The 21,899-nt window shown below is 33.3% G+C and carries 19 protein-coding genes; 8 read left to right on the top strand and 11 right to left on the bottom strand.

Annotated elements, in window-relative coordinates:
* Positions 1 to 12: 12 nt before the first annotated feature.
* The 4 genes from lysS (at position 13) to DMZ43_RS14150 (ending at position 6,798) form a co-directional block, all read left to right on the top strand.
* Positions 13 to 1,704 carry a lysine--tRNA ligase gene (gene lysS, locus DMZ43_RS14165; protein WP_131508984.1) on the top strand — a complete coding sequence of 564 codons (1,692 nt, stop codon included), beginning with the start codon at positions 13 to 15 and terminating at the stop codon, positions 1,702 to 1,704.
* Positions 1,705 to 1,892: 188 nt separating this feature from the next.
* Positions 1,893 to 3,155, top strand: coding sequence for a hypothetical protein (locus tag DMZ43_RS14160; protein WP_238155829.1), 1,263 nt, complete (start codon positions 1,893 to 1,895; stop codon positions 3,153 to 3,155).
* Positions 3,156 to 3,312: 157 nt separating this feature from the next.
* A complete protein-coding gene (locus tag DMZ43_RS14155) occupies positions 3,313 to 5,808 on the top strand; it encodes a zinc-dependent metalloprotease (RefSeq protein WP_131508983.1) in 2,496 nt (831 codons plus the stop codon).
* 90 nt (positions 5,809 to 5,898) lie between these two features.
* Positions 5,899 to 6,798 (top strand): endonuclease/exonuclease/phosphatase family protein, encoded by a 900-nt coding sequence (locus DMZ43_RS14150; protein ID WP_131508982.1) that lies wholly within the window; start codon positions 5,899 to 5,901, stop codon positions 6,796 to 6,798.
* 73 nt (positions 6,799 to 6,871) lie between these two features.
* On the opposite strand, the gene DMZ43_RS14145 is transcribed toward DMZ43_RS14150, so the two are convergent.
* From DMZ43_RS14145 to DMZ43_RS14875, 7 genes are all read right to left on the bottom strand, one after another.
* A complete protein-coding gene (locus DMZ43_RS14145; RefSeq protein WP_131508981.1) occupies positions 6,872 to 8,509 on the bottom strand; it encodes a Zn-dependent hydrolase in 1,638 nt (545 codons plus the stop codon).
* 52 nt (positions 8,510 to 8,561) lie between these two features.
* A complete protein-coding gene (locus tag DMZ43_RS14140) occupies positions 8,562 to 9,113 on the bottom strand; it encodes a GDYXXLXY domain-containing protein (RefSeq protein ID WP_131508980.1) in 552 nt (183 codons plus the stop codon).
* Between the two features lie 3 nt (positions 9,114 to 9,116).
* On the bottom strand, positions 9,117 to 10,406 hold the full coding sequence (locus tag DMZ43_RS14135) for a DUF2157 domain-containing protein (RefSeq protein ID WP_131508979.1): 1,290 nt from the start codon (positions 10,404 to 10,406) through the stop codon (positions 9,117 to 9,119).
* A 31-nt stretch (positions 10,407 to 10,437) separates the two neighbouring features.
* Complete coding sequence (locus DMZ43_RS14130; RefSeq protein WP_131508978.1) at positions 10,438 to 10,701, bottom strand: hypothetical protein; 264 nt, start codon at positions 10,699 to 10,701, stop codon at positions 10,438 to 10,440.
* 68 nt (positions 10,702 to 10,769) lie between these two features.
* A complete protein-coding gene (locus DMZ43_RS14125) occupies positions 10,770 to 11,252 on the bottom strand; it encodes a hypothetical protein (protein WP_131508977.1) in 483 nt (160 codons plus the stop codon).
* A 35-nt stretch (positions 11,253 to 11,287) separates the two neighbouring features.
* Positions 11,288 to 11,755, bottom strand: a complete 468-nt coding sequence (locus DMZ43_RS14120; protein ID WP_131508976.1) for a hypothetical protein — start codon at positions 11,753 to 11,755, stop codon at positions 11,288 to 11,290.
* Positions 11,756 to 11,763: 8 nt separating this feature from the next.
* Positions 11,764 to 11,913 carry a hypothetical protein gene (locus tag DMZ43_RS14875; protein WP_161566759.1) on the bottom strand — a complete coding sequence of 50 codons (150 nt, stop codon included), beginning with the start codon at positions 11,911 to 11,913 and terminating at the stop codon, positions 11,764 to 11,766.
* A gap of 151 nt (positions 11,914 to 12,064) precedes the next feature.
* Between DMZ43_RS14875 and DMZ43_RS14115 the strand changes: the two genes are divergently transcribed.
* From DMZ43_RS14115 to DMZ43_RS14105, 3 genes are all read left to right on the top strand, one after another.
* Positions 12,065 to 13,576: a hypothetical protein gene (locus tag DMZ43_RS14115; RefSeq protein ID WP_131508975.1), complete on the top strand. Its 1,512-nt coding sequence runs from the start codon at positions 12,065 to 12,067 to the stop codon at positions 13,574 to 13,576.
* Between the two features lie 78 nt (positions 13,577 to 13,654).
* Positions 13,655 to 14,125, top strand: coding sequence for a hypothetical protein (locus DMZ43_RS14110; protein ID WP_131508974.1), 471 nt, complete (start codon positions 13,655 to 13,657; stop codon positions 14,123 to 14,125).
* 138 nt (positions 14,126 to 14,263) lie between these two features.
* Complete coding sequence (locus tag DMZ43_RS14105) at positions 14,264 to 14,602, top strand: hypothetical protein (RefSeq protein WP_131508973.1); 339 nt, start codon at positions 14,264 to 14,266, stop codon at positions 14,600 to 14,602.
* A gap of 32 nt (positions 14,603 to 14,634) precedes the next feature.
* Here DMZ43_RS14105 and hemL read toward each other — a convergent pair whose 3' ends face one another.
* Genes hemL through DMZ43_RS14090 form a run of 3 tightly spaced genes read right to left on the bottom strand, consistent with a single transcriptional unit; the run spans position 14,635 to position 17,637 of the window.
* Positions 14,635 to 15,921: a glutamate-1-semialdehyde 2,1-aminomutase gene (hemL, locus tag DMZ43_RS14100; RefSeq protein ID WP_131508972.1), complete on the bottom strand. Its 1,287-nt coding sequence runs from the start codon at positions 15,919 to 15,921 to the stop codon at positions 14,635 to 14,637.
* 3 nt (positions 15,922 to 15,924) lie between these two features.
* Entirely contained in the window at positions 15,925 to 16,740 is an 816-nt protein-coding gene (locus tag DMZ43_RS14095; RefSeq protein ID WP_131508971.1) for a glucosaminidase domain-containing protein, read from the bottom strand.
* Positions 16,741 to 16,746: 6 nt separating this feature from the next.
* A complete protein-coding gene (locus tag DMZ43_RS14090) occupies positions 16,747 to 17,637 on the bottom strand; it encodes a 1-aminocyclopropane-1-carboxylate deaminase/D-cysteine desulfhydrase (RefSeq protein ID WP_131508970.1) in 891 nt (296 codons plus the stop codon).
* A gap of 155 nt (positions 17,638 to 17,792) precedes the next feature.
* Between DMZ43_RS14090 and DMZ43_RS14085 the strand changes: the two genes are divergently transcribed.
* Positions 17,793 to 21,473 carry a T9SS type A sorting domain-containing protein gene (locus DMZ43_RS14085; protein WP_238155828.1) on the top strand — a complete coding sequence of 1,227 codons (3,681 nt, stop codon included), beginning with the start codon at positions 17,793 to 17,795 and terminating at the stop codon, positions 21,471 to 21,473.
* 80 nt (positions 21,474 to 21,553) lie between these two features.
* Here the strand turns inward: DMZ43_RS14085 and DMZ43_RS14080 are convergent, their stop codons facing one another.
* Positions 21,554 to 21,877, bottom strand: coding sequence for a hypothetical protein (locus DMZ43_RS14080; RefSeq protein WP_131508968.1), 324 nt, complete (start codon positions 21,875 to 21,877; stop codon positions 21,554 to 21,556).
* Between the last annotated feature and the right edge of the window lie 22 nt (positions 21,878 to 21,899).

The raw sequence follows: 21,899 nt of genomic DNA, 5'->3' as shown, positions 1-21,899 counted from the left end.
AAATCAAATAGCATGCAGCTTTCAGAACAAGAATTAGTAAGAAGAGAGAAACTCAACAAACTTCGCGATTTGGAAATCAACCCATATCCAGCAGATTTATATCCAGTAAACCATACCTCAAAACAAATAAAATCTGATTTTGAAGAAGGTAAAAAAGTAATTATTGCTGGTCGCTTAATGTCTCGTCGTATACAAGGAAGTGCTAGTTTTGCTGAATTACAAGATAGCGAAGGTCGCATCCAAGTTTATTTTAACAGAGATGAAATTTGCTCTGGTGACGACAAATCAAAATATAACGACGTTTACAAAAAGCTTCTAGATATAGGAGACTTTATTGGTGTTGAAGGCACACTTTTTAAAACCAAAGTAGGCGAAAAAACTGTAATGGTAAACGACTTTACCTTACTTAGTAAAGCGCTTAAACCATTACCACAACCACGTGTAGATGCTGACGGTAAAGTTCATGACGCATTTACCGATCCTGAACAACGTTACAGACAACGTTATGCTGATTTAGTGGTAAATCCTCATGTAAAAGAAGTATTCGTTAAGCGTACAAAATTGTTTAACGCTATGCGTCAGTTTTTTAATAACGCTGGTTATTTTGAGGTTGAAACTCCTATTTTACAACCTATTCCTGGTGGTGCAGCTGCAAGACCTTTTGTAACACATCATAATAGTTTAGACATTCCGCTATACATGCGTATTGCTAACGAGTTATACTTAAAGCGTTTAATTGTTGGTGGTTTTGAAGGTGTATATGAGTTTTCTAAAAACTTCCGTAACGAAGGTATGGATCGTACTCATAATCCTGAGTTTACAGCTATGGAGATTTATGTGTCTTACAAAGACTACAACTGGATGATGGATTTCTGTGAGCAATTACTAGAGCATTGTGCTGTTGCAGTAAACGGAACTCCTGAAGCTACCTTTGGAGAGCATAACATAAGCTTTAAAGCACCTTACAAGCGTATTACAATGCGCGATTCTATCTTAGAATTTACAGGTTTTGATATTTATAATAAGACTGAAGACGAGATTCGAACTGCTGCAAAAGACATGGGAATTGAAGTTGATGACACCATGGGTAAAGGTAAGTTGATTGATGAAATTTTTGGTGAAAAGTGTGAAGGCAACTACATACAACCAACCTTCATTACAGACTATCCAAAAGAGATGAGCCCATTATGTAAAGAACATAGAGAAAACCCTGAGTTAACTGAGCGTTTTGAACTTATGGTTTGCGGTAAAGAAATTGCAAATGCTTACTCTGAGTTAAACGACCCAATTGACCAAAAAGAACGTTTTGAGCATCAATTAAAGCTAGCTCAAAAAGGAGATGACGAAGCTACTGAGTTTATAGATTACGACTTTTTACGTGCGTTAGAATATGGTATGCCACCAACTTCAGGAATGGGAATTGGTATGGATCGTTTAATCATGTTTTTAACCAACAATCAAAGTATTCAAGAAGTATTATTCTTCCCTCAAATGAAACCTGAAAAAAAACAGGTAGAAATGACTGAGGAAGAAAAACTAGTATTCAATATTCTAAAGTCTAACTCTCCAATTGACCTTAATGAGTTAAAAACTCAGTCTGCACTTAGCAACAAAAAATGGGACAAAACCATTAAAGGATTAACTGGCAAAAAGTTAGCTAAAGTTAATAAAACTGATGACAGCCTATTGGTTGAATTAGCTTAAAAAACTAACACTATAATTTATTAAAAAGAACCGTTTATTAGCGGTTCTTTTTTTATATATAAACTAAAAGAAAACATTTTAACAGCTCTTTTTGAGGAAAAAAACTAGCACAACACCGATTTAAACCACTCATTAACAACTTTTTTTATTACATTCGTTCAGCTATTAATCAATTTTTAACCCAAACAATGAAAAAACTTAGTCTAGCTTTAATGCTTATGTCATTATTTTTTTCGTGTAATAATGACGATGACCAAATTACAGTTCCTGAGTGTATAACTCCCTACAACTTAACCGAAACCAATATTACATATCAATCAGCTATAGCGCATTGGGAAGACGACAATGTAGATGCTGTTTATAAAATTGAATTTGGTGTTAGTGGATTTCAATTAGGCACAGGACAATCATTTACAATTTATGATAACTCCTACTTATTTACAGGCTTATCAGCTAATACAACTTATGATTACTACGTAAAAACCATTTGCGACATCAGTAACGAGAGTATTTTATCTAGTGTAAAAAGCTTTACTACGCTACCTAATCCTGTGATTCCTGAGCTTAAACCTACACTTTCTGAATTAAATCTTTTTAGTGGAAATTTATCCAATTTACAACCTAGCACTTATACTTTTGAGTACGAATTACATTCAGCACTTTACACTGATTACGCTCATAAACAAAGGCTAATAGCTTTACCGCTTGGTGAAGAAATGATATACAATGGAGATGGCTTACCGCTTTTCCCTGACAATACTGTTATTGCAAAAACCTTTTATTACAATGTTGACGACAGAGACGAGTCGCTAGGAAGAAACATTATTGAAACTAGAATTCTTATAAAGTTAAATGGCGAATGGGAAGCTGGTAATTATGTTTGGAATGAAGCACAAACAGAAGCTTATCTAGATAACGATGGTTTAGAACTTCCTGTAAGTTGGATTGACAATAACGGAGACACTAAAAATGTTAATTATAAAGTACCATCTTATGATGATTGCTTTACTTGTCACCAAACTTATGGAGCAATGACTCCAATAGGACCAAAATTAAGAACACTTAATTTTAGCGTTGATGATGTTAACCAACTTCAAGCATTAAAAGACAGAATGTTTCTTGCAGGTCTTTCTGACCCTAGTACAGTAAGCACATTACCTAATTGGGAAGACACTTCTTTATCAACTCAAAAGCGTGTTAGAGCTTACTTTGATGTAAACTGCGCGCATTGTCATTCAGCTGGTGGTTTCCATAACGAAAGTTATTATGAAGCATTAAACTTAGACTACGAATCAGATTTTGAAGATACTTTTATTTACGAAAGACGTTATAGCATAATGGCAAGAATTCAAACTTCAATTGAAGGTTACAGCATGCCTTTTATAGGTGTCACAACACCTCATCAAGAAGCGTTAGATTTAATTATACCATACCTAGAAACCCTAGAATAAGAATAAACTTCACAAATAAAAAAGCAGCTATAAATCAATAGCTGCTTTTTTTATATAACACTAATTTAACGTTAAAAAAATACTAAAAAACTCTAAAAGACCTCTAAAAATTTTCAAGTATTCCGTATTTTCACGCATCTTAATTTAAAACCAACATATTTTGAAACGATTTTCTATTAAATTGCTTTTTGTTGCAACAGCGTTCCTAGCGTTCTCTTGTTCAACAACAAAAAAAGCAAGCAAATCAAAAACCTCAGCAAGTGCTTCAGCCAAAGCACCTTCTAAAAAACCAGGAAAAAACGACCCACAACCTTACAGTAAAGTAATCACAAAAGATGCTAAAAGTGATGCTGGTCTATTTACAGTTCATCAAGTTGATGAAAGTTTCTTTTATGAAATCCCAGATTCTCTGTTTGAGCGTGAAATGTTAATGGTAACAAGAATAGCTAAAACTGCTAGTGGACTAGGTTTTGGTGGTGGAAAACAAAACGAACAAGTATTACGTTGGCAAAAGAAAGGTAACAAAGTAATTTTAAGAGTAGTATCTTACAATGTTGTTGCTGCTGACTCACTTCCAGTGCATGAAGCTGTAGTAAACTCAAACTTTGAGCCTATATTATTTACGTTTCCTGTAAAAGCTATTGGAAAAGACTCTACAAGTACAGTAATTGACGCGTCTCCTTTATTTGAAAAAGATGTAAAAGCTCTAGGACTACCACAGTTTAGAAGAAGCGGTTATAAAGTTTCTAGAATGGAAAGCGACAAATCTTTTATTGAATCTATTAAAAGTTACCCTCACAACATTGAAGCTAGACACGTAAAAACGTATGCAGCTGGAAATCCGCCTTCAAACTCTAGCACAGGAACTATTTCATTAGAAATCAACAACTCAATGATTTTGTTACCAGACAACCCAATGAAGCGTCGTTATTTTGACGAGCGTGTTGGATGGTTTACAAGCACTCAAACAGATTACGGACTTGGTGACCAAAGAAGTAAAACTCTTGAATACTTAGACCGTTGGAGACTAGAAGTAAAAGACGAAGACATTGAAAAGTTTAAAAGAGGAGAATTAGTTGTTCCTAAAAAACAAATTGTATACTACATCGATAGAGCAACTCCTGTAAAGTGGAGAAAATATATTAAACAAGGAATCGAAGATTGGCAAGTAGCTTTTGAAGCAGCCGGTTTTAAAGAAGCTATTATAGCAAAAGATCCTCCATCTGTTGAGGAAGACCCAGAATGGAGTCCTGAAGACGTTAGATATTCTGTAGTACGTTATTTAGCATCTCCAATCCCAAATGCGAATGGACCTCACGTAAGTGACCCAAGAACAGGAGAAATTTTAGAAAGTGATATTAACTGGTACCACAACGTTATGTCTTTATTACGTGGTTGGTTCTTTGTACAAACTGCAGCTATCAACCCAGACGCTCAAAGCCCAGAGTTTAGAGATGAAGTTATGGGACGTTTAATTCGTTTCGTATCTGCTCATGAGGTTGGTCATACATTAGGATTACCACACAACATGGGAAGTAGTGTTGCTTACCCAGTTGAAAAATTAAGAGACGCTGAATTTACTCAAAAGTATGGTACAGCTCCTTCTATTATGGATTATGCTCGTTTTAACTACGTTGCGCAACCAGGAGATGAAGGTGTTGCATTAATGCCAAACATTGGTGTTTATGATAAATATGCTATTGAATGGGGTTACAGACCTATTTTAGATAAAACTGCTGAAGAAGAAAAACCAATCTTAAACAGTTGGATTACAAAGCATGCTGGTGACCCAATGTACAGATTTGGACACCAACAAGTAGGTGATATTCACGACCCAAGCTCTCAAACAGAAGATTTAGGTGACGACGCTATGTTAGCAAGTGAATATGGTATTAAAAACTTAAAGCGTATTGTACCAAACTTAATCACATGGACAACTGAAGCTGGTGAAGGTTATGATGACTTACAAGAAATGTACGGTCATGTAGTGTCTCAGTTTAACCGCTACATGGGACACGTATCTAACAATATTGGTGGTGTATATGAGCATTACAAAACTGCTGAACAAGATGGTGTTGTTTACACTGCAGTACCTAAAGACCACCAAAAACGTGCAATGAAGTTTATACAAGAACAATTATTTGACACTCCAGACTGGTTAATTGACAAAAACATTTTTGATCGTATTGAGTATTCAGGTTCTGTTGATCGTGTTAGAGGAATACAGGTAAGAACATTAAACAACATTATGAGCTTAGGTAAAATGCAACGTTTAACCGAAGCTGAAACATACAATGGTAACAATGCATATTCGTTAACAGACATGATGAAAGATATGCGTTCAGGTATTTGGAGTGAATTACGTACAGGTAGAAAAATAGATACTTACAGACGTAATTTACAACGTGCTCATATTGATAGACTAGGCTATTTAATGACTGCTGATAGTCAAAGAAAAGCTCCTGATTTTGGAGGGTACCAAAAGTCTACTGCTGTTAACACAAGTCAATCAGATATTAGAGCAGTTGTAAGAGCTGAGTTAAAATCACTTCGTAGCCAATTACGTTCGGCTCGTGGTGCTGATGAAATGAGTAGAATTCATATTGCTGATGCCTTAGAGCGTATTGATGCAATTTTAAATCCGAATGGATAATTTACATTAGTAATTAATAACTGAAAAAGCTCCAGAATTATCTGGAGCTTTTTTTATACAATAATAGCATAAATCAACAGTTAAATAGTAATGATGAAGCTTATCAAAAAGTATCGTAACTTCCTTATAATAGTCTTTGTTATACTGCTTTTAATTCATTTTGTTTTAAAAGACAATTTCCCTTTAATCAGCACTGTATTTTACAGCACACCTCTTATAACCATTATCTTTTCAGGGATTATTTTATGCTTTATTTTTTATAGAAAAAGAAAACTAGCTCTGCTTCTTTCAGCTTTATTAACTCTATTAACTTTCTATTTTTTCAACAACTACTACTTCAACAATAAAGCAAGCGTTAAAAACACAACATCCTTAGTATTTTGGAATGTAGCTAAAAAAGAACATTTTCCTATTGAAATAATTTCTAATATCATCCACAAACATAACCCAAATATTCTATCATTTGTTGAAGCTGTAGATGTTTCAAACGAGGACTTAAACACTCTTAACAAATTACATTCTGAGTTTGAATTTAAAGTTTTGGAAGGAAACATGCTCATAGGAATTAAAGGTTCAATCATTGAAACCAATTACCTTTCTAAAAGTGATAACTACAGATTCAACTTTATTAAAGCTTTAGTTAAAAACAAAGAACTTTCTATTTTAATGACTGATCTTTATGCAAGTCCGTTAAAAGACAAAACAGAAGCGTTTGAACAAATAGCACTTTACAACGAAACACACTCATTTGATTTTATTCTAGGTGATTTCAATACGCCTTATGAAAGCATTCATTTTGAACAGCTTAAAAACAACTTTACTAGTTTCCACTCAAAAAGCAACGGTTTTACAGCTACATGGCCTTTTGGTATTCCTTTATTGGAGTTAGATCAAATTTGGATTTCAAAAAAATTCAACCCTATAAAGCTAAACAAACACTACTTTCAAAATTCATCTGACCACGCTTTATTAGTTGCATCATACCAATAAATAAAACTTAAGTATTGAAACAAAAAAAGCTCTAGGTTTCCCTAAAGCTTTCTTTTATGTTAATGAGTTTAAATTACAACCCTAATACATCTGTTCCTTGTTCGTAAATAACATCTACAGGAATATTAGCAGAACTTAAACGATCTAAATCTGATTGTAATTCCTCTGAGATTTTACCTTTTTCAGCAACAAGTTTTGCTACACCATCATAGTCGCCATTTCCTTGAAGTGTTAAAATAAGACTAGATAAATCTTTCATTGCAACAATCATATTTGCATAGTCAATTTTATAAGTTCCGTCAGCATTTCTCGTAAACGCACCTTTGTCTTTAAAGAAATTAAAACGAATCATGTTTGCTTTTCCATGTGCAGATGATGCTCCAAAACGAACAGAACGGAAAATACTAGCCATAAACGTAGTCATGTAGTCTTTCATATCGCCATCAATTTCACCTTTTTCATGTAACTGTTGTACCATATAAAGTCCTAACACGTCTGCTTTTCCTTCTTCTAAAGCACTTGCAAGCTCTTTTAACGACGTTCTAACTGTTCCTTTACCGTTTATAGTATTTTTTATACCAAGACCATGTGCCACCTCATGAAACATTGTATTAGCAAAAAAGGCATCAAAAGTGATGTGTTGTCTTTGACTTTCATCTATTAACACATCTGAAATTGGCACTAAAATTTTATCAAACTTAGCACGCATAGCATTTTTAAGCTGAAGACGTCTAGTTCCTTTTTGCAACTGTACTTCCTCATCGTTAGGTAAGTTAATAGCAATTGTTTTACTACCAGAGTTACAATCTCCAGCATAATACACTACATCGTAAGCATTCAAATCACTATCTGTTCCTGGAGTTTCTTGTTTGTAGGCATCAGCTACAGGAATTCCTTTTTGAAGTTCTGGTAAAAAGCTAGCAAAACGCGCTAATTTAGCACTCCACTCTTGGTCTTTAATTAACACATAACCTTCGTGTGCTGCTTTATTACCAAACATTTGGTCTTCATAAGTTTCAATTGGACCAATAACAATATCAAGCGTATTGGTTTTCATATCCATCCAAGCTAAATCACTTGGTTGATAGTTATCATCTAATAACGCTTGTGCTCTTAGCTCTAAGTATGTTTTTAAACCTTCATCTTCTGCTAGTTTAGCTGCTTCTTTTAATAACTCAGAAACCTCCTTAACTTCATTTTCAAATTGCTTGTGATAAGGAATTGAATATAGTTTTCCATTTTCGTCTCTACGCACAAAATTGTAGATACTTGATTTATCTTCAATATCAGCAGCTTCAAATTCTTTTTTGGTCATATCCTTTGGATAGAAATTTGCACCTAAAGGCTTCTCTCCTACACCTTCAACAAATGGTTTATTACCATCTAATCTATCCCAAGGACCATAATTGATTTTCACAAAGGTTTTAGTGTCTTCGTCTTCAATTGAATTCAACAACTCTGTTTTGTCTCCATAGGCTTCATACCAAAATAAGTCGTTCATTTTTTCAGCAGCTTTAATAAGCAAAGGCAACATTTGTTGTTCTTTTTCGGAAAGCTTATTTACATCTGAAGTTAGTTTAACGCTTACGTATTTACCTAAGTTTTTTTGCATTTCGGTTTGCGTTGGTTCTTCACTTACTACTTCTTTTTTGTCTTCTTTACAAGACGATACAATCACCATAAGTGAAAGCATTGCGAGTATATTCTTCATAAAATTTAATGAGTTAATTTTGATTGTTTCAAAGTTAGTCATTTCAAATATACTATTCAACATAATCAGCAATAGGAATCTCATCAATAAACACATTATCCAACACTGTTTCGCCTTCTTTTACAAACACTAAAGCGTAAGTGTTATTGGGTATTGAATCATTTTGTGCATTGGCATGAGCAATTTCAGCGTCATAGGCTTTGTTTTCGTTCATATAAAACTCGTTAAACGGATAGTCTAAACGAAGTGTTTTATCATAACTGCTATAATAACTCACTTTTGCGCTTATAAAGTTCCCCTTACTAGGTTTAGTTCTAGTTACTTTATCAACCATAGCAAACCCTAAACTATCCTCAACAATAGCTACGAAAACCGGCTCATGCCTTAACCAAGTAGAATCAGTAGTTTTTATAGTATTAGCTTCAAAATTAAGGTAAATATACTTACCTTTAAATGGGTTTGAAGGATCTACAGGTTGGGTTTTAAATTTAAAAGCTGTTCCTGTTTTTAAAATATCTTCTTGGTTAAAAATCATTTGAGCTGGCAGTATCAATTGCGCAGCAGCAACCAAAATAAATACGATGAATATATGTATTGTTTTCATGATTTAATGTTTAGAATTAAGTTTAGACTTTTGCTTTTTGAGCATCACATAATTGGTTATAAAAAATCCAGCACCAACACTCACAAAAAGCAAACCTCTTATAACATAGCTCATATCTGTGTCAAAAAAGCGACAGACAACCAAGGCTGTTATAATGAGCAAGCCGTAGTTTAAAATTCCGAAGTGAAATTTATCTGTTCCTATTTTTACGGTTATTAATCCTAAAGCAAAAATGATACAGTTAATGGCAATTGTTGGTATAATACTGTTGCTTGTTCCTATAAAAAACAAAACTGTGAAGACAACAAACACGACGTGAAACAAATTGAAACCTTTAATCCATTTTTTTGAATACGAATACCCTAAAACTATTGCTGTCACTACAAACAAAAACAAAGCAATAAAAAACTCTTGAGAGGCAAACGTTGAATTGTTTTCGTTGAATTCCCAAATCCAGTTAAAGCTTGTCCATAACAATAAAATTACTGTTCCTACAGAACCAAAAATCAAGTATCCATTACGTCTTAATTTTTGATGATCAAAAAACGGAATCTTACCAATGTTATAAAACAAACCAAACAAGATAACATACATTAAATACCCATAATCGCCTTGATTGTTTACAAAAGCACCTAAAGTGATAATGCAGCTTAAGGGTAATATCCAGTTAAATATTGAAGTAACGTTGGCTTTTGGGTGGTTTTTTAATAGTTGCCAGTAATGTGGCAACACCAAAACCATTAACCCTAAATACAACCAAGGTGTTTGTTGCATTGTAAAATAACCGTAACCATAGTTGCATGCATAATATGTTGCAAATACTATGTGAAGCATTGCCAACGCATTGGATTTGAGCAAATAAATTAGTGGTAAGCATAGCACAATCCAAGTGAGTAAAAAAGAACTTAAATCACCTGGTATATTATAAATTTGACTTACCAAAGCTATGCTAGAACCTACTGCAAAAAACAAAAATGTTCCTGAGGCTTCTTTCCAAGTGGCACTCTTATTTTTTAAAATGGAATAGCCTACAAACAACTGACCTATTACCAAAGGTAAAAATGCAAAAATGGTTTTTGTGGCTCTAGTAAAATTGTCCCAGTTATGTGCTAAAATGAGAATAATACCTAAGCCAACCAAAATGGATCCCAACACACCAAATACTGTAAATAGTTTATTTGGTTTATCGTCTTGTTTCGATTGGTAATAGACCTCAATATTACGAGCCACGTCTTCTGAAATGACTTGATCTTTCACCAATTGTGGTAATTCTTTTATGAGTTTTGAATTCATCTTATTATAGTTATAAATACTAAGTTAATTTTTATTGAAAAGGAAAAAGCAAAAGAGTCAGGAAAATCATAAAAACCATCAATAATATAAAAACATGATTTCTATTTGATTTATTTTTCTTTATATAAATAAAGTAATAGACTATACTTAAAATTATTCCTAAAGCTATTAAAAACGGAATTGTCAATACTATAATTAATGAACCTCCACCATCTGCCATTGGAATGATAGGAATCAAAATAAAAGTAATGAAACCGCTTAAAATAAGTAAAATGACTTTTGAGAAATCTTTCATTATTGAACTTTTTTAAAACCTCGCAACCGAAAATTTAGCTACGAGGTTTGAGGTTAACTAACCAATCATCAAAACAAAAAAATCATATATACAATGATACCTTCGGCAATTCCTGTTACGATGCTCATTCCTAAAATGTCCTTAATCTTGGTTTTTAAAAAGAATACTGTACTTAGTATCGCTATAATAGCTGCCAATAAAATTTCTAAAGCACCTATTTTAGACAGTAAAAATGTAATACCAGTAAAAGCCGCAGTAATTGCTACTGTAATGATGCAAAACTTTATTATTTCCTGTTTGCTATAATTACCTTCAATAAATCCTTTGCGTAAATCTCTTAATATTGAGAGTATAAAAAGCAATGGCACTACTGATAAAAATGGTGCAAAAACAACTTTGATGCCTTTTACTATAGACAAATCGTTGTAAAAGAAAAACGCAATTGCGGTAAACGCTAAGAGACCTGTAACAATTATAGATTGAAATGTGAATAGTAGTTCTCTTTTTCCTGAGTTACTTGTTGGTTTTGGAGTATTCATAATTGGATTCATAATATTAAATTTTGATGATTAAACTTTGTTTTGATTTAAGCTGATAAAAAGAATATGTGTATCGCTAATGATAACAACACACCACTTAAAATACCGTTAGCTCTTAAGTTGTTATACAGAATGTAATTAAGCACATAGCTACTAATGGTTGTAGAGTTTATTAAGTGCGCAAAAATTAAATTATCTTCAAGTTTTTGACTTGATATTAATTCTACAAACTGCATAAACAGTACACCTATAATAATTGTAGCAATAAGCAACACTGTTGCTGGTTTTTGGTTTTTTGCTTTGTATTCGTCTGTGTTTTGTGGTAAAAAATGTTCTATTAAAATAAAACGCACAAAAAACAACATTGGAATTGGAAATAGTATTGATGCTATAATTTTAATAACATCTTTTAAGGTTTTTATTTCGTCGTATCCTAAAAACACCAAATAAATAAACACCACTACCGAAATTCCTGTAGTAACAATAAAAGCTGTATTTAAATTTTTGAGTTTCATTACAGCCATTATTGGTTAATACTCGCAACAGTATTATTTGCCATAAAGGTGACACAGTTATTGTATTGGGTTACAACTTCTTTTGAAATAGATTTTGAAAAGATTGTAATTGTACCGAATACGATTACAAATACGCTTACTTTTAAGAATGATTTCATAATATTTTGTTTTGTTGATTACACAGCAAATCTGCGACACATCACAAAATATCAAAACACGTTTTTAAAATATTACTGACGATATATTTTATAATTTACAGTTAAAAATTACTATATTTAGTATTATAAATAATTATTTACTGACGATTAAATGACTGACTTAAAATCTATTATTTCTACATTTTCAAGCGAAGACCAACAACGTTTTGTATTGTATTTAGAAAAAAAGAACAAACGCAACGACACTAAAAACATTCAGTTATTTAAGCTATTAACTAAAGACGATTTAACATCTAAAGACATCTGCACAAAACTTTATAAGAGCAACAAAGCAGATGCCTATCATGCGTTGCGCAAGCGTTTGTTTCAATCTTTAATCGATTTTATTGCAAATGCAAATCTAGAAGAAGAAAACTCTGTAGATATGCAAATTATAAAATACATTTTAGCTTCTAGAACATTCCTACTACACAACAACCCTAAAGTTGCTTACAAACTATTAGACAAAGCCGAACTATTAGCGCAAGAGCATTATCTATTCCCTATTCTTAATGAAATTTACCATACCAAAATACAGTATGCTTACACCAACCCTACGGTAGATATCAATACACTCATAACCAAGTTTAAAATCAACCAGAAAAATCACTTTTTAGAAGAAGAACTCAATATTGTGTATGCAAAAATTAGACAAACACTACACAACATGACCTACAAAGGTGAGATTGTCGATTTTCAAACCTTATTAAATTCAACGCTAAACGAACACAACATAAGCGTTTCAGAATCTATGTCGTTTAAATCGTTATATCAGCTCATGACCATTGTAAGTATTTCAGCTTTTGTCACTAACGACTATCTAAAAATTGAACCGTTTATCATCAATACTTACCAAAGCATTAAATCGCACAAAACCAAAAACAAACAACCGTTTTATCATATTGAAGTACTTTATTTAATAGCCAACACACTGTTCAGAAACAAAAAATTTAATAGCTCATTAGAGTATTTAAACCTGATGCATGAACAAATGTTACAGCATAAAAAGAAACACTACAATAATTTTAAACTGAAATACAATTTGCTTACTGCTTTAAACTATAATTACACCAACCAACAAGACAAAGCCATAGCATTACTAGAAGGTTTTAGAGTACCAAAACATCCTGATATAGAATCTTTATTAGACATCTATTTAAGTTTAGTGATGTTTTACATTCAAAAAAATGAGTTAAAAAACGCTTTAAATATCTTTTCAAAATTCTACCATACTGACAATTGGTATATGCAAAAAGCAGGAAAGGAATGGGTTATTAAAAAGAATTTAATTGAAATTATTTTACATATTGAACTCAAAAATATCGACCTAGTAGAATCGCGTTTATTAAGTTTTAAAAGAACGTATCGTAATTACCTAAAAAACATCAACCAAGAACGTGTAATCACATACTTAAATCTTGTGGAGTATTACTATAAAAACCCAGAGCAAGTCACCACAACAACGTTTAAAAACAAAGTAGAAAACTCATTTGTTTGGCTAGATGCAAAGCAGGAAGACATCTTTGTTATGAGCTTCTATTCTTGGTTAAAAAGCAAGATGGAAAACCAGCCACTATACACCACAACACTTAACTTAATCGCTAAGGCTCAAACTGTTAATTAGTAGTTAAATTTCATCTCAATATTAAACCTTTTAAAACAACAGAAGTCAAAAGAACAAATAACTTTAAAAATAGACACGATGAAAAAAGCAATAATCATTGCGTTGGCACTAGTAGCTTTTCAAGCCAATGCACAGGAAAGAAAAAAAGATTTTAAAAAAGGAGAAAGAAAAGAACGAATGGAAATGATGAAGGATTTGACTCCTGAAGAATTTGCAACATTACAAACTAAACGCATGACACTTGAGTTGGATTTAACCGAAAAACAGCAAGAGCAAATGCAAGCTATTCATCTAGAAGAAGCACAACTTAGAAAAGCACAAATGGAAGAACGTCAAAAACTAAAAGATAGTGATGATGCCGAAAAGCCTTCTAAAGATGAAATGGTAAAACGAATGAACGACAGATTAGATCATCAAATAGAAGTAAAACAAAAAGTAAAAAACATTTTAAACGCTGAACAGTTTGAGAAATGGGAGGAGTCAAAAGCTAAGCATAAAGACAAAAGAGGAAAGCGTAAAATGATGAAAAAAGAACACAATAGAGATTAACATTTTTGATTGGTTGAGTATAGTTTTTTTGTTAATTGAAGCATCGAGATAAAACTCGGTGCTTTTTGTTTGTGATTATATCACAAAAATCATTAATTTAGTCAATCTATTTTTTTAAATACTTTAATCTTATCTATAATGAAAAAAATAATTACGCTTTGCTTATTTGCTTTTGCAATGTTACTTGGAGCACCTCAACTAAGTGCACAAAACAAACTTCAAATAAATCAAGCAGCTTCTGAAAAAGCAAAGGAACTGAAAAAAACCCTCAAATTTGATAACATTCAACAAGAAGAAGTGTATCAAGCATTTCAAGAGTACGAAAAAGTATATCAAAGAATAAGCTCTGACATGGAAAACAATAAAGAGCTTAAGCAAAAGATTGACTTAGTATTGGCTCAAAAAATGAAAAAAATACTAAACGAAGAACAATACACGAGATACAAAGAACTCTACAACGTAGAAGACGAAGAATAAAAAAAAGCGGTTTTTAAACCGCTTTTTTTATTTTATAATGTTTTAGCTACTCTACTAACAGCCTGAATAGTTTTATCTAAATCTTCATACGATAAAGCATCGCATAAAAACCAAGTTTCAAAAGCACTTGGGGCAATATAAACACCTTCGTTTAACATACCATGAAAAAAGGCTTTAAAACTAGCGTTATTTCCTTTAGCCGAAGTTTCAAAATCATAAACCTCATCTTCACAAAAATGAACCGAAATCATTGAACCCACTCTATTGATTACATGATCTATGTTATGCTCTTGGAGTATTTTTGTCATACCTTTATGAAGGTATTCTGTTTTTTCAGCTAAACGTGTAAACAGCTCATCATCTAAATTAATTTCGGTTAACATTGCTAAACCAGCAGCCATAGCTAGTGGATTTCCACTCAATGTTCCTGCTTGATAAACAGCTCCTAAAGGTGCAAGGTGATTCATAATCTCATTACGCGCAGCAAAAGCGCCCACTGGTAATCCGCCTCCAATAACTTTTCCAAAGCAAACAATATCTGCATCCACATTAAACAACTCTTGAGCACCACCTTTAGCAAGTCTAAAACCTGTCATAACTTCATCAAAAATCAATAGAATATTATGAGCATCACATAATGTTCTTAGTTTCTGTAAGAAGTTATCTTTTGGTGGAATACAACCCATATTCCCTGCAACAGGCTCTAATATAATACACGCTATTTCATCTGCATTTGCTTTTATAAGCGCTTCAACATTATCAATATCATTATACCTAGCCAACAAGGTATCTTTTGCTGTGCCTTCAGTTACTCCAGGACTATTAGGACTACCAAAAGTTACTGCTCCACTTCCTGCCTGTATTAAAAACGCATCGCTATGTCCATGATAGCATCCTGCAAACTTTATTATTTTTTCTTTTCCTGTAAACCCTCTTGCAAGTCTTACCGCACTCATACAAGCTTCGGTACCTGAGTTTACAAATCTAATTTTATCAATATTTGGGACCATACTAATTGCCAATTCAGCAATTTTAGTTTCAATCTCAGTAGGCATACCAAACGACGTTCCTAGTTTCGCTTTTTCAACCACAGCATCTACAACTGGTTTATGTGCATGACCTAAAATCATCGGTCCCCAAGAATTAATGTAATCTATATATTGATTGTCATCTTCATCAAAAACATAAGCGCCTTTTGCTGATTTTGCAAAAATTGGAGTTCCTCCAACAGCTTTAAATGCTCTAACAGGTGAGTTTACTCCTCCAGGAATTACGTCTTGAGCTTCTTTAAATAAAGCACTACTTCTTTTATATAACATAAATTATTCAGATTTTATAATAAGCACCTGACCTATCGCAAGGTCATTATTACTCATATTATTCAACCGCTTAAGAGTTTCAACAGTTGTATTGTATTTTCTAGAAAGCGAATAAAGCGTATCTCCTTTTACAACTTGATGTGTAAGATGTCCTTCTTCAACAACATCATCATATTTATTTGAAGGCCTACCAAGCACTTCTTCGTCATAACGATAAAGCTGATAGCGCTCAATTAAACTTATCAGTTTTTCAGGGTATTTTCTATCGGTTGCATATCCAGCAGCTCTTAACCCTTTAGCCCAACCTTTGTAATCATCAATCTTTAACTGAAATAATTTTGAATAACGACTTCTAGAAGTTAAAAATGTAGAATGATCTTCAAACGAAGAATTTGCATGATTGTATTTTCTAAAACATTCCTGGGAAGCATCGTCATCATGGTAAATTTTAGCACCTGTCCATCCGTGACATTTAATACCAAAATGATTATTTGCTTCAACTGCCAAACGTCCTTTTCCTGATGCTGACTCCAGTATTCCCTGAGCTAAAGTAATACTTGCTGGTATTTTATATTTTCGCATCTCCTCCATTGCTATTCCACTATAAGTTGCAATATATGCATCAGTAGGACTAGCATAAGTTTTTGGAGAAATGTCTTCATTTTCAGACGGATTAACTACAGCAGGCTCTTTTTCCGTTGGTCTTGAAACTTGTTCTGTTCTTGTAGTATTTCGCTTCTTTTTTGTAACAATTTTCTTTTTTGAACCACAGCTTAAAGCAATGGAACATAATAATAGTACAGCAAGTAGTTTTCTCATAAATTCTTAAACGATTAAAGGCCTATTTTGTTGCTTTAACTTTTGGTTCATTCCTTCAATTCCTTGTAAACCTCCAGTATGAATTGCTAATATTTTGGAACCTTTAGGAAAATAGCCTTTTTCAATTAAATCGTAAATACCAAACACCATTTTACCTGTATAAATAGGATCTAAAGGTACATTATGTTTACTCTTAAAGTTATTGATGAATTTTATTAAATCATCATTAGTCTTTGCGTAACCTCCAAAATGGTAATCGGTTATTAACTCCCAATTATTTTGTGTTGCAAATTTAGCAATTTCTTCTTGTAAAAAATCACCTTTTAACGCAGGAAATCCTAGAATCTTTTGATGTGAATTGCTAGAATTAATAACCCCAGAAATAGTACCTCCTGTTCCAACAGGACAACAGACATAGTCAAAAACGCTGTCTGCTTCAGTCAAAATTTCTTCACAACCTTTTACAGCAAGTTCATTAGTACCTCCTTCAGGAAGAAGATAAAACTCCCCAAACTCTTCTTTTAAGTTTTTTATGAAATCCTCATTGGTCTTCTCTCTATACTGCTGTCTTGTAACAAACTTAAACTGCATGCCACAAGCGTAAGCAAAAGACAAAGTAGGGTTAGCCTTAAAATTAGTTTTAAGCTCCTCTCCTCTTATAATCCCTATAGTTTTAAACCCAAATTCTTTACCTGCTGCTGCAGTTGCTGAAATATGATTTGAAAAAGCACCACCAAAAGTCAGTAGTGTATCAATATTTTGGTGTTTTGCAAACTCTAGATTGTATTTTAGCTTTCTTAGTTTATTTCCAGATACAAATTTATGATTGAGATACTCAGCTCTCACAAACAAACGATTATCAATATTTAAAGTATTTTTAATAGGTTTTTTTTGCATTTAAACAGTTTTTCAGTAAAATTTCAAAAACAAACGTTAAAACTATAATTATTTTTCATAAATTTAACATTATAACTCACTCCAAATCTATCATTTAAATAGCTAATCTAACATTTACAACAAGTAATGTTATGGCTAATTTAATGTTTAGGTTTATGATAAGAAAATTACCCCTCTCATCTCTGTTAATATTTTCTTTTTGCATATATAGTTTTAGTCAAACTAATAATTGCAATAATTTAGCTTCAGGAGAAATTACTGTAAGCACAAGTTGCAACCCAGTATCATTCAATAGCAACAACAATACTAATTATTGGGATGGCGCAACAGGCTGTAATGCAGGTGACTTTGATGATGCATGGGGCTGGTTTGTTGCCACCAGCAACTCAACAACAATAATATATAACACTAGCGACAATAACCGAGACCCTATTTTAACTCTTTTTACAGGTGGATGCAATACAAATATGACAAGTATAGCATGTGCGGATGATGGATTAGATGGCGATTCTGAAACTATTAATTACGCAACAACACCAGGAGTAACATACAGAGTAAGAATTCAAGACTGGAATAGTAATTCTAATATGAATGGCACCATTTGCGTATATTCTTCAACCCCTCCATCAAACGACAATTGTGGAGGTATCAATCTCACATCAAATTTACTCACCTGCAACAACACAAGCGGCACCACAGTAGATGCAACTCCATCTGGTTTAACATCATGTTATTTTAGCAATGCAAATGATGATGTATGGTATAATTTTACTGCTTTGACTGACACTCATACCATCACTGTAACCGAAGGAACTCTAGACGATGCTGTTTTTGAAATATTTTCCGGCACTTGCGGCTCTTTGACTAGTGAACTCTGTGTAGATGATTATTACACTAATGAATCAGCAGAAATAACTGGCTTCACACCAGGAAACACTTACTATATAAGAGTACATAGTTATGGTAACAACCCTGGAACTTTTGATATATGCATTACACACCCTTGCCTTCCTGGTAATGGCACAGGCACCACAGCTTTAGCTTGCCCAAGTGTTGATGTTATGGATAGTGGAGGAAATGACACTGTAACTATTAATTGTACTTCACCTTCCTCCGTAGACTTAGAAGCTAACTATCTAGAACTAGGAGAAACCACAAGCTATAACGTTGAAAGCATAGCTTACAACCCACCTTATCAATTTGATTGTTTAGCAAACCCTGTAAGTGTAAATACTGACGACGTATGGTCTCCTACAGTTAATCTTCCTTTTGATTTCTGCTTCTACGGACAAACATATAATTCGTGTGTAATTGGTTCAAATGGAGTGATCTCTTTCGACAGTTCACTTGCTGGAGGCCCTACTGGATGGAGAATCGACAACAACTTACCAAACAATGTAGCTAATGCCTCAAATGGCACTACCGATTACTTTTACGGCCCATCAATTTTCGGAGTACATCACGATATTGACCCTAGCGCTGGCGGAGAAATAGCTTGGGAACTTATAACTCTTAACACTGGCTGCAGAGCTCTTGTTGCAGCTTGGAGTGATGTACCAATGTATGATAGCGCCAATTGGGGAGATGGTAGTGTGCTTTACTCAGGAATGATTGTTTTTTACGAAAACACTAATGTCATTGAAATTTATATTGAAGAAAAACAATTAGACGATAGCCCTTTTGTTCCTCCTATTTGGAATAATGGTCGCGCTCAAGTAGGTCTCCAAAACAATACAGGTACTTTAGCCTCAGCTGCTCCTGGAAGAAATGACATCAATACTAACTGGACTGCAACTAACGAGGCATGGCGTTTTGTTCCATCTGGAAGCTCTATCACTGATTTAAAATGGTATGCTAATTCAATTTCACCTGCTAATGAAATTATTGACCCAGATGATGATGGTATCATTACCGTTTCACCTACATCTACAACAACTTACATAGCCGAAGTAACCTATAATCTTTGCAACAGCTCTACAATTGTTGAAACAGATAATTTCATCGTTACTGTTAATGGTGTAAAAATATGGGATGGCTCTGAAGCTACTAACGATTGGATGGAACCTCTCAATTGGTCTGATGACACTATTCCTACTTCAGCAGACTGTGTAGTAATTCCTATCACAGGAAATGACCCAGTACTTTACACCAATGACGATGGAGATGGATTAAATCTTACAGTACACGATGGAGCAACTTTAACAGTACAATCTGACGCCTCTGTCACAATTGTTGACTTTGTAGACATACAAGGTGTAGGAACAATTCAAATCAATAGTAGTGGTAGTTTAATTCAAGTTAATGATGCTCCAACTATTCCAAATACAGGCAACATCACAATGAACAGGGATGCTAATATAAGAGGTACTGATTACGTATATTGGTCATCTCCAGTCAATAATTTTAATGTAAATAATGTTTCCCCAGGCACCTCAACAAATTATATTTACGAATGGATTACAACTATACCTAATGGTTTTACACCTCCTCCTGTTATTCCTATTTGTTTTGGAAACTGGTCAAACTCAGCAGGATCCTTAATGCAAAATGGGAAAGGATATATTGTAAGAGGTCCAGATGCTTTTACCAACACTCCTACAACTTTTACTGCAACATTCAATGGTGTAGCTAATAATGGCATCATTACCAAAACCATTAATAGCGGAACCAACACAAACACAAATAGTAATTTCACATACAATCCGTATGGCAATGATTTATTAACCGTAACTCCATTTGATGACAATTGGAATTTACTAGGAAACCCTTACCCTTCAGCCCTTGATGCTCAAGCATTTTTAACCCATCCTAATAATACCATTATTGAAGGAGCAGTTCATATATGGACTCATGGCAGCATTCTAGGAACTTATACCGATTCATTTTATGAAGACTATGTATTAAACTATAATATCTCAGATTATGTAACATACAATTTCTCTGGAACCAACCCCTATCAAGACGAATCATTTAGTGGACAAATAGCCTCTGGTCAAGGATTTTTTGTTTTAGCACTTAATGATAGTGAAACTGGTAGCGTTACATTCAACAATAGCATGAGGCAACTGTCAGCAAGCTATGACAACAGTCAGTTTTATCGAACACCATCAAGTGATAATGTAAACCACAACTCACAATCTAGCCTAGAAAAGCATCGTATTTGGTTAAACTTAGTATCTCCAAGTCAATTATCCTCTAGCATATTAGTAGGTTACATTGAAGGAGCTACAAATCAAAAAGACCGCCTTTATGACGCATACAATAAAGAGTCCAATGCATTAAACTTGTATTCTAAAATTGATGACAAAGGAATGATCATACAAGGAAGAGCTTTACCTTTCGACCAAAATGACCAAGTACATCTAGGTACAGTTTTAACTGAACCAGGGATTCACACTATAGCTATTAGCAATGTAGATGGCCTATTCACTAATGAAGACCAAAACATATATCTAGAAGACACTTACACCAATACAATACATGATTTAAAAATTTCGCCTTATATCTTTAGCGTTAGTCAACCAACAACATTTGACGACCGTTTTATCTTAAGATACACCAATGAAACACTTGACATCGACAAAGATGACGTTAGAGGTCAATTAAGTATCTCTGCTCCTAACGGTGATTATATTAAAGTAAAATCCGAAACAAACACTATAGATTCTGTAATTATCTACGACCTATTAGGCAGAAAATTATTTGAGCAAAAGAATATTAACCAATTAGAATTTATCATACAAGACAGTAATCTTTCGGATGCCACATATATTGTAAAAGCTACTCTTACTCAATCTAAAAAACAAAAAATCCAAAGAATCATTTTAAAACAGTAAAAAATTAATATATAGCACTTCACTACAAAAAGGCCTATCCAATTACGTTAGGTCTTTTTTTGTATCTAACTTGAATAAAACTATAAATACTTTAAAAAACTATACAACCTACGATACTTTAAATAATCAAGCTGAGCTTCCTGAAAGTAAGCCTCACGCTCAAAAGAGATATTTTTATACGCAGCATACATATTCTTATATTGAACTAATCTTATAAAAAACTCAATTAGATACAATAAATAAAACGGAATAATCAACAGCTCCAACTGCTGCTTTAAATGAATTTTTTCATGATTTAAAAGCACAACATCTTCTTTCAAAGCTTTATACTTTAAGAATACAAAAGGGAAAATTGTAACCCCAACATAACCTTTAGGCACTATATATTTCGAAACCAATATCATAGTCTTGAAACTTCAAAAATCA

Origin of the sequence: Meridianimaribacter sp. CL38, assembly GCF_004328055.1 — a bacterium.
In the GTDB taxonomy this organism is placed as follows: Bacteria; Bacteroidota; Bacteroidia; order Flavobacteriales; family Flavobacteriaceae; genus Gaetbulibacter_B; species Gaetbulibacter_B jejuensis.
The sequence above is the reverse complement of the archived record's forward strand: the minus strand, read 5'-3'. Positions and strand labels throughout refer to the sequence as shown.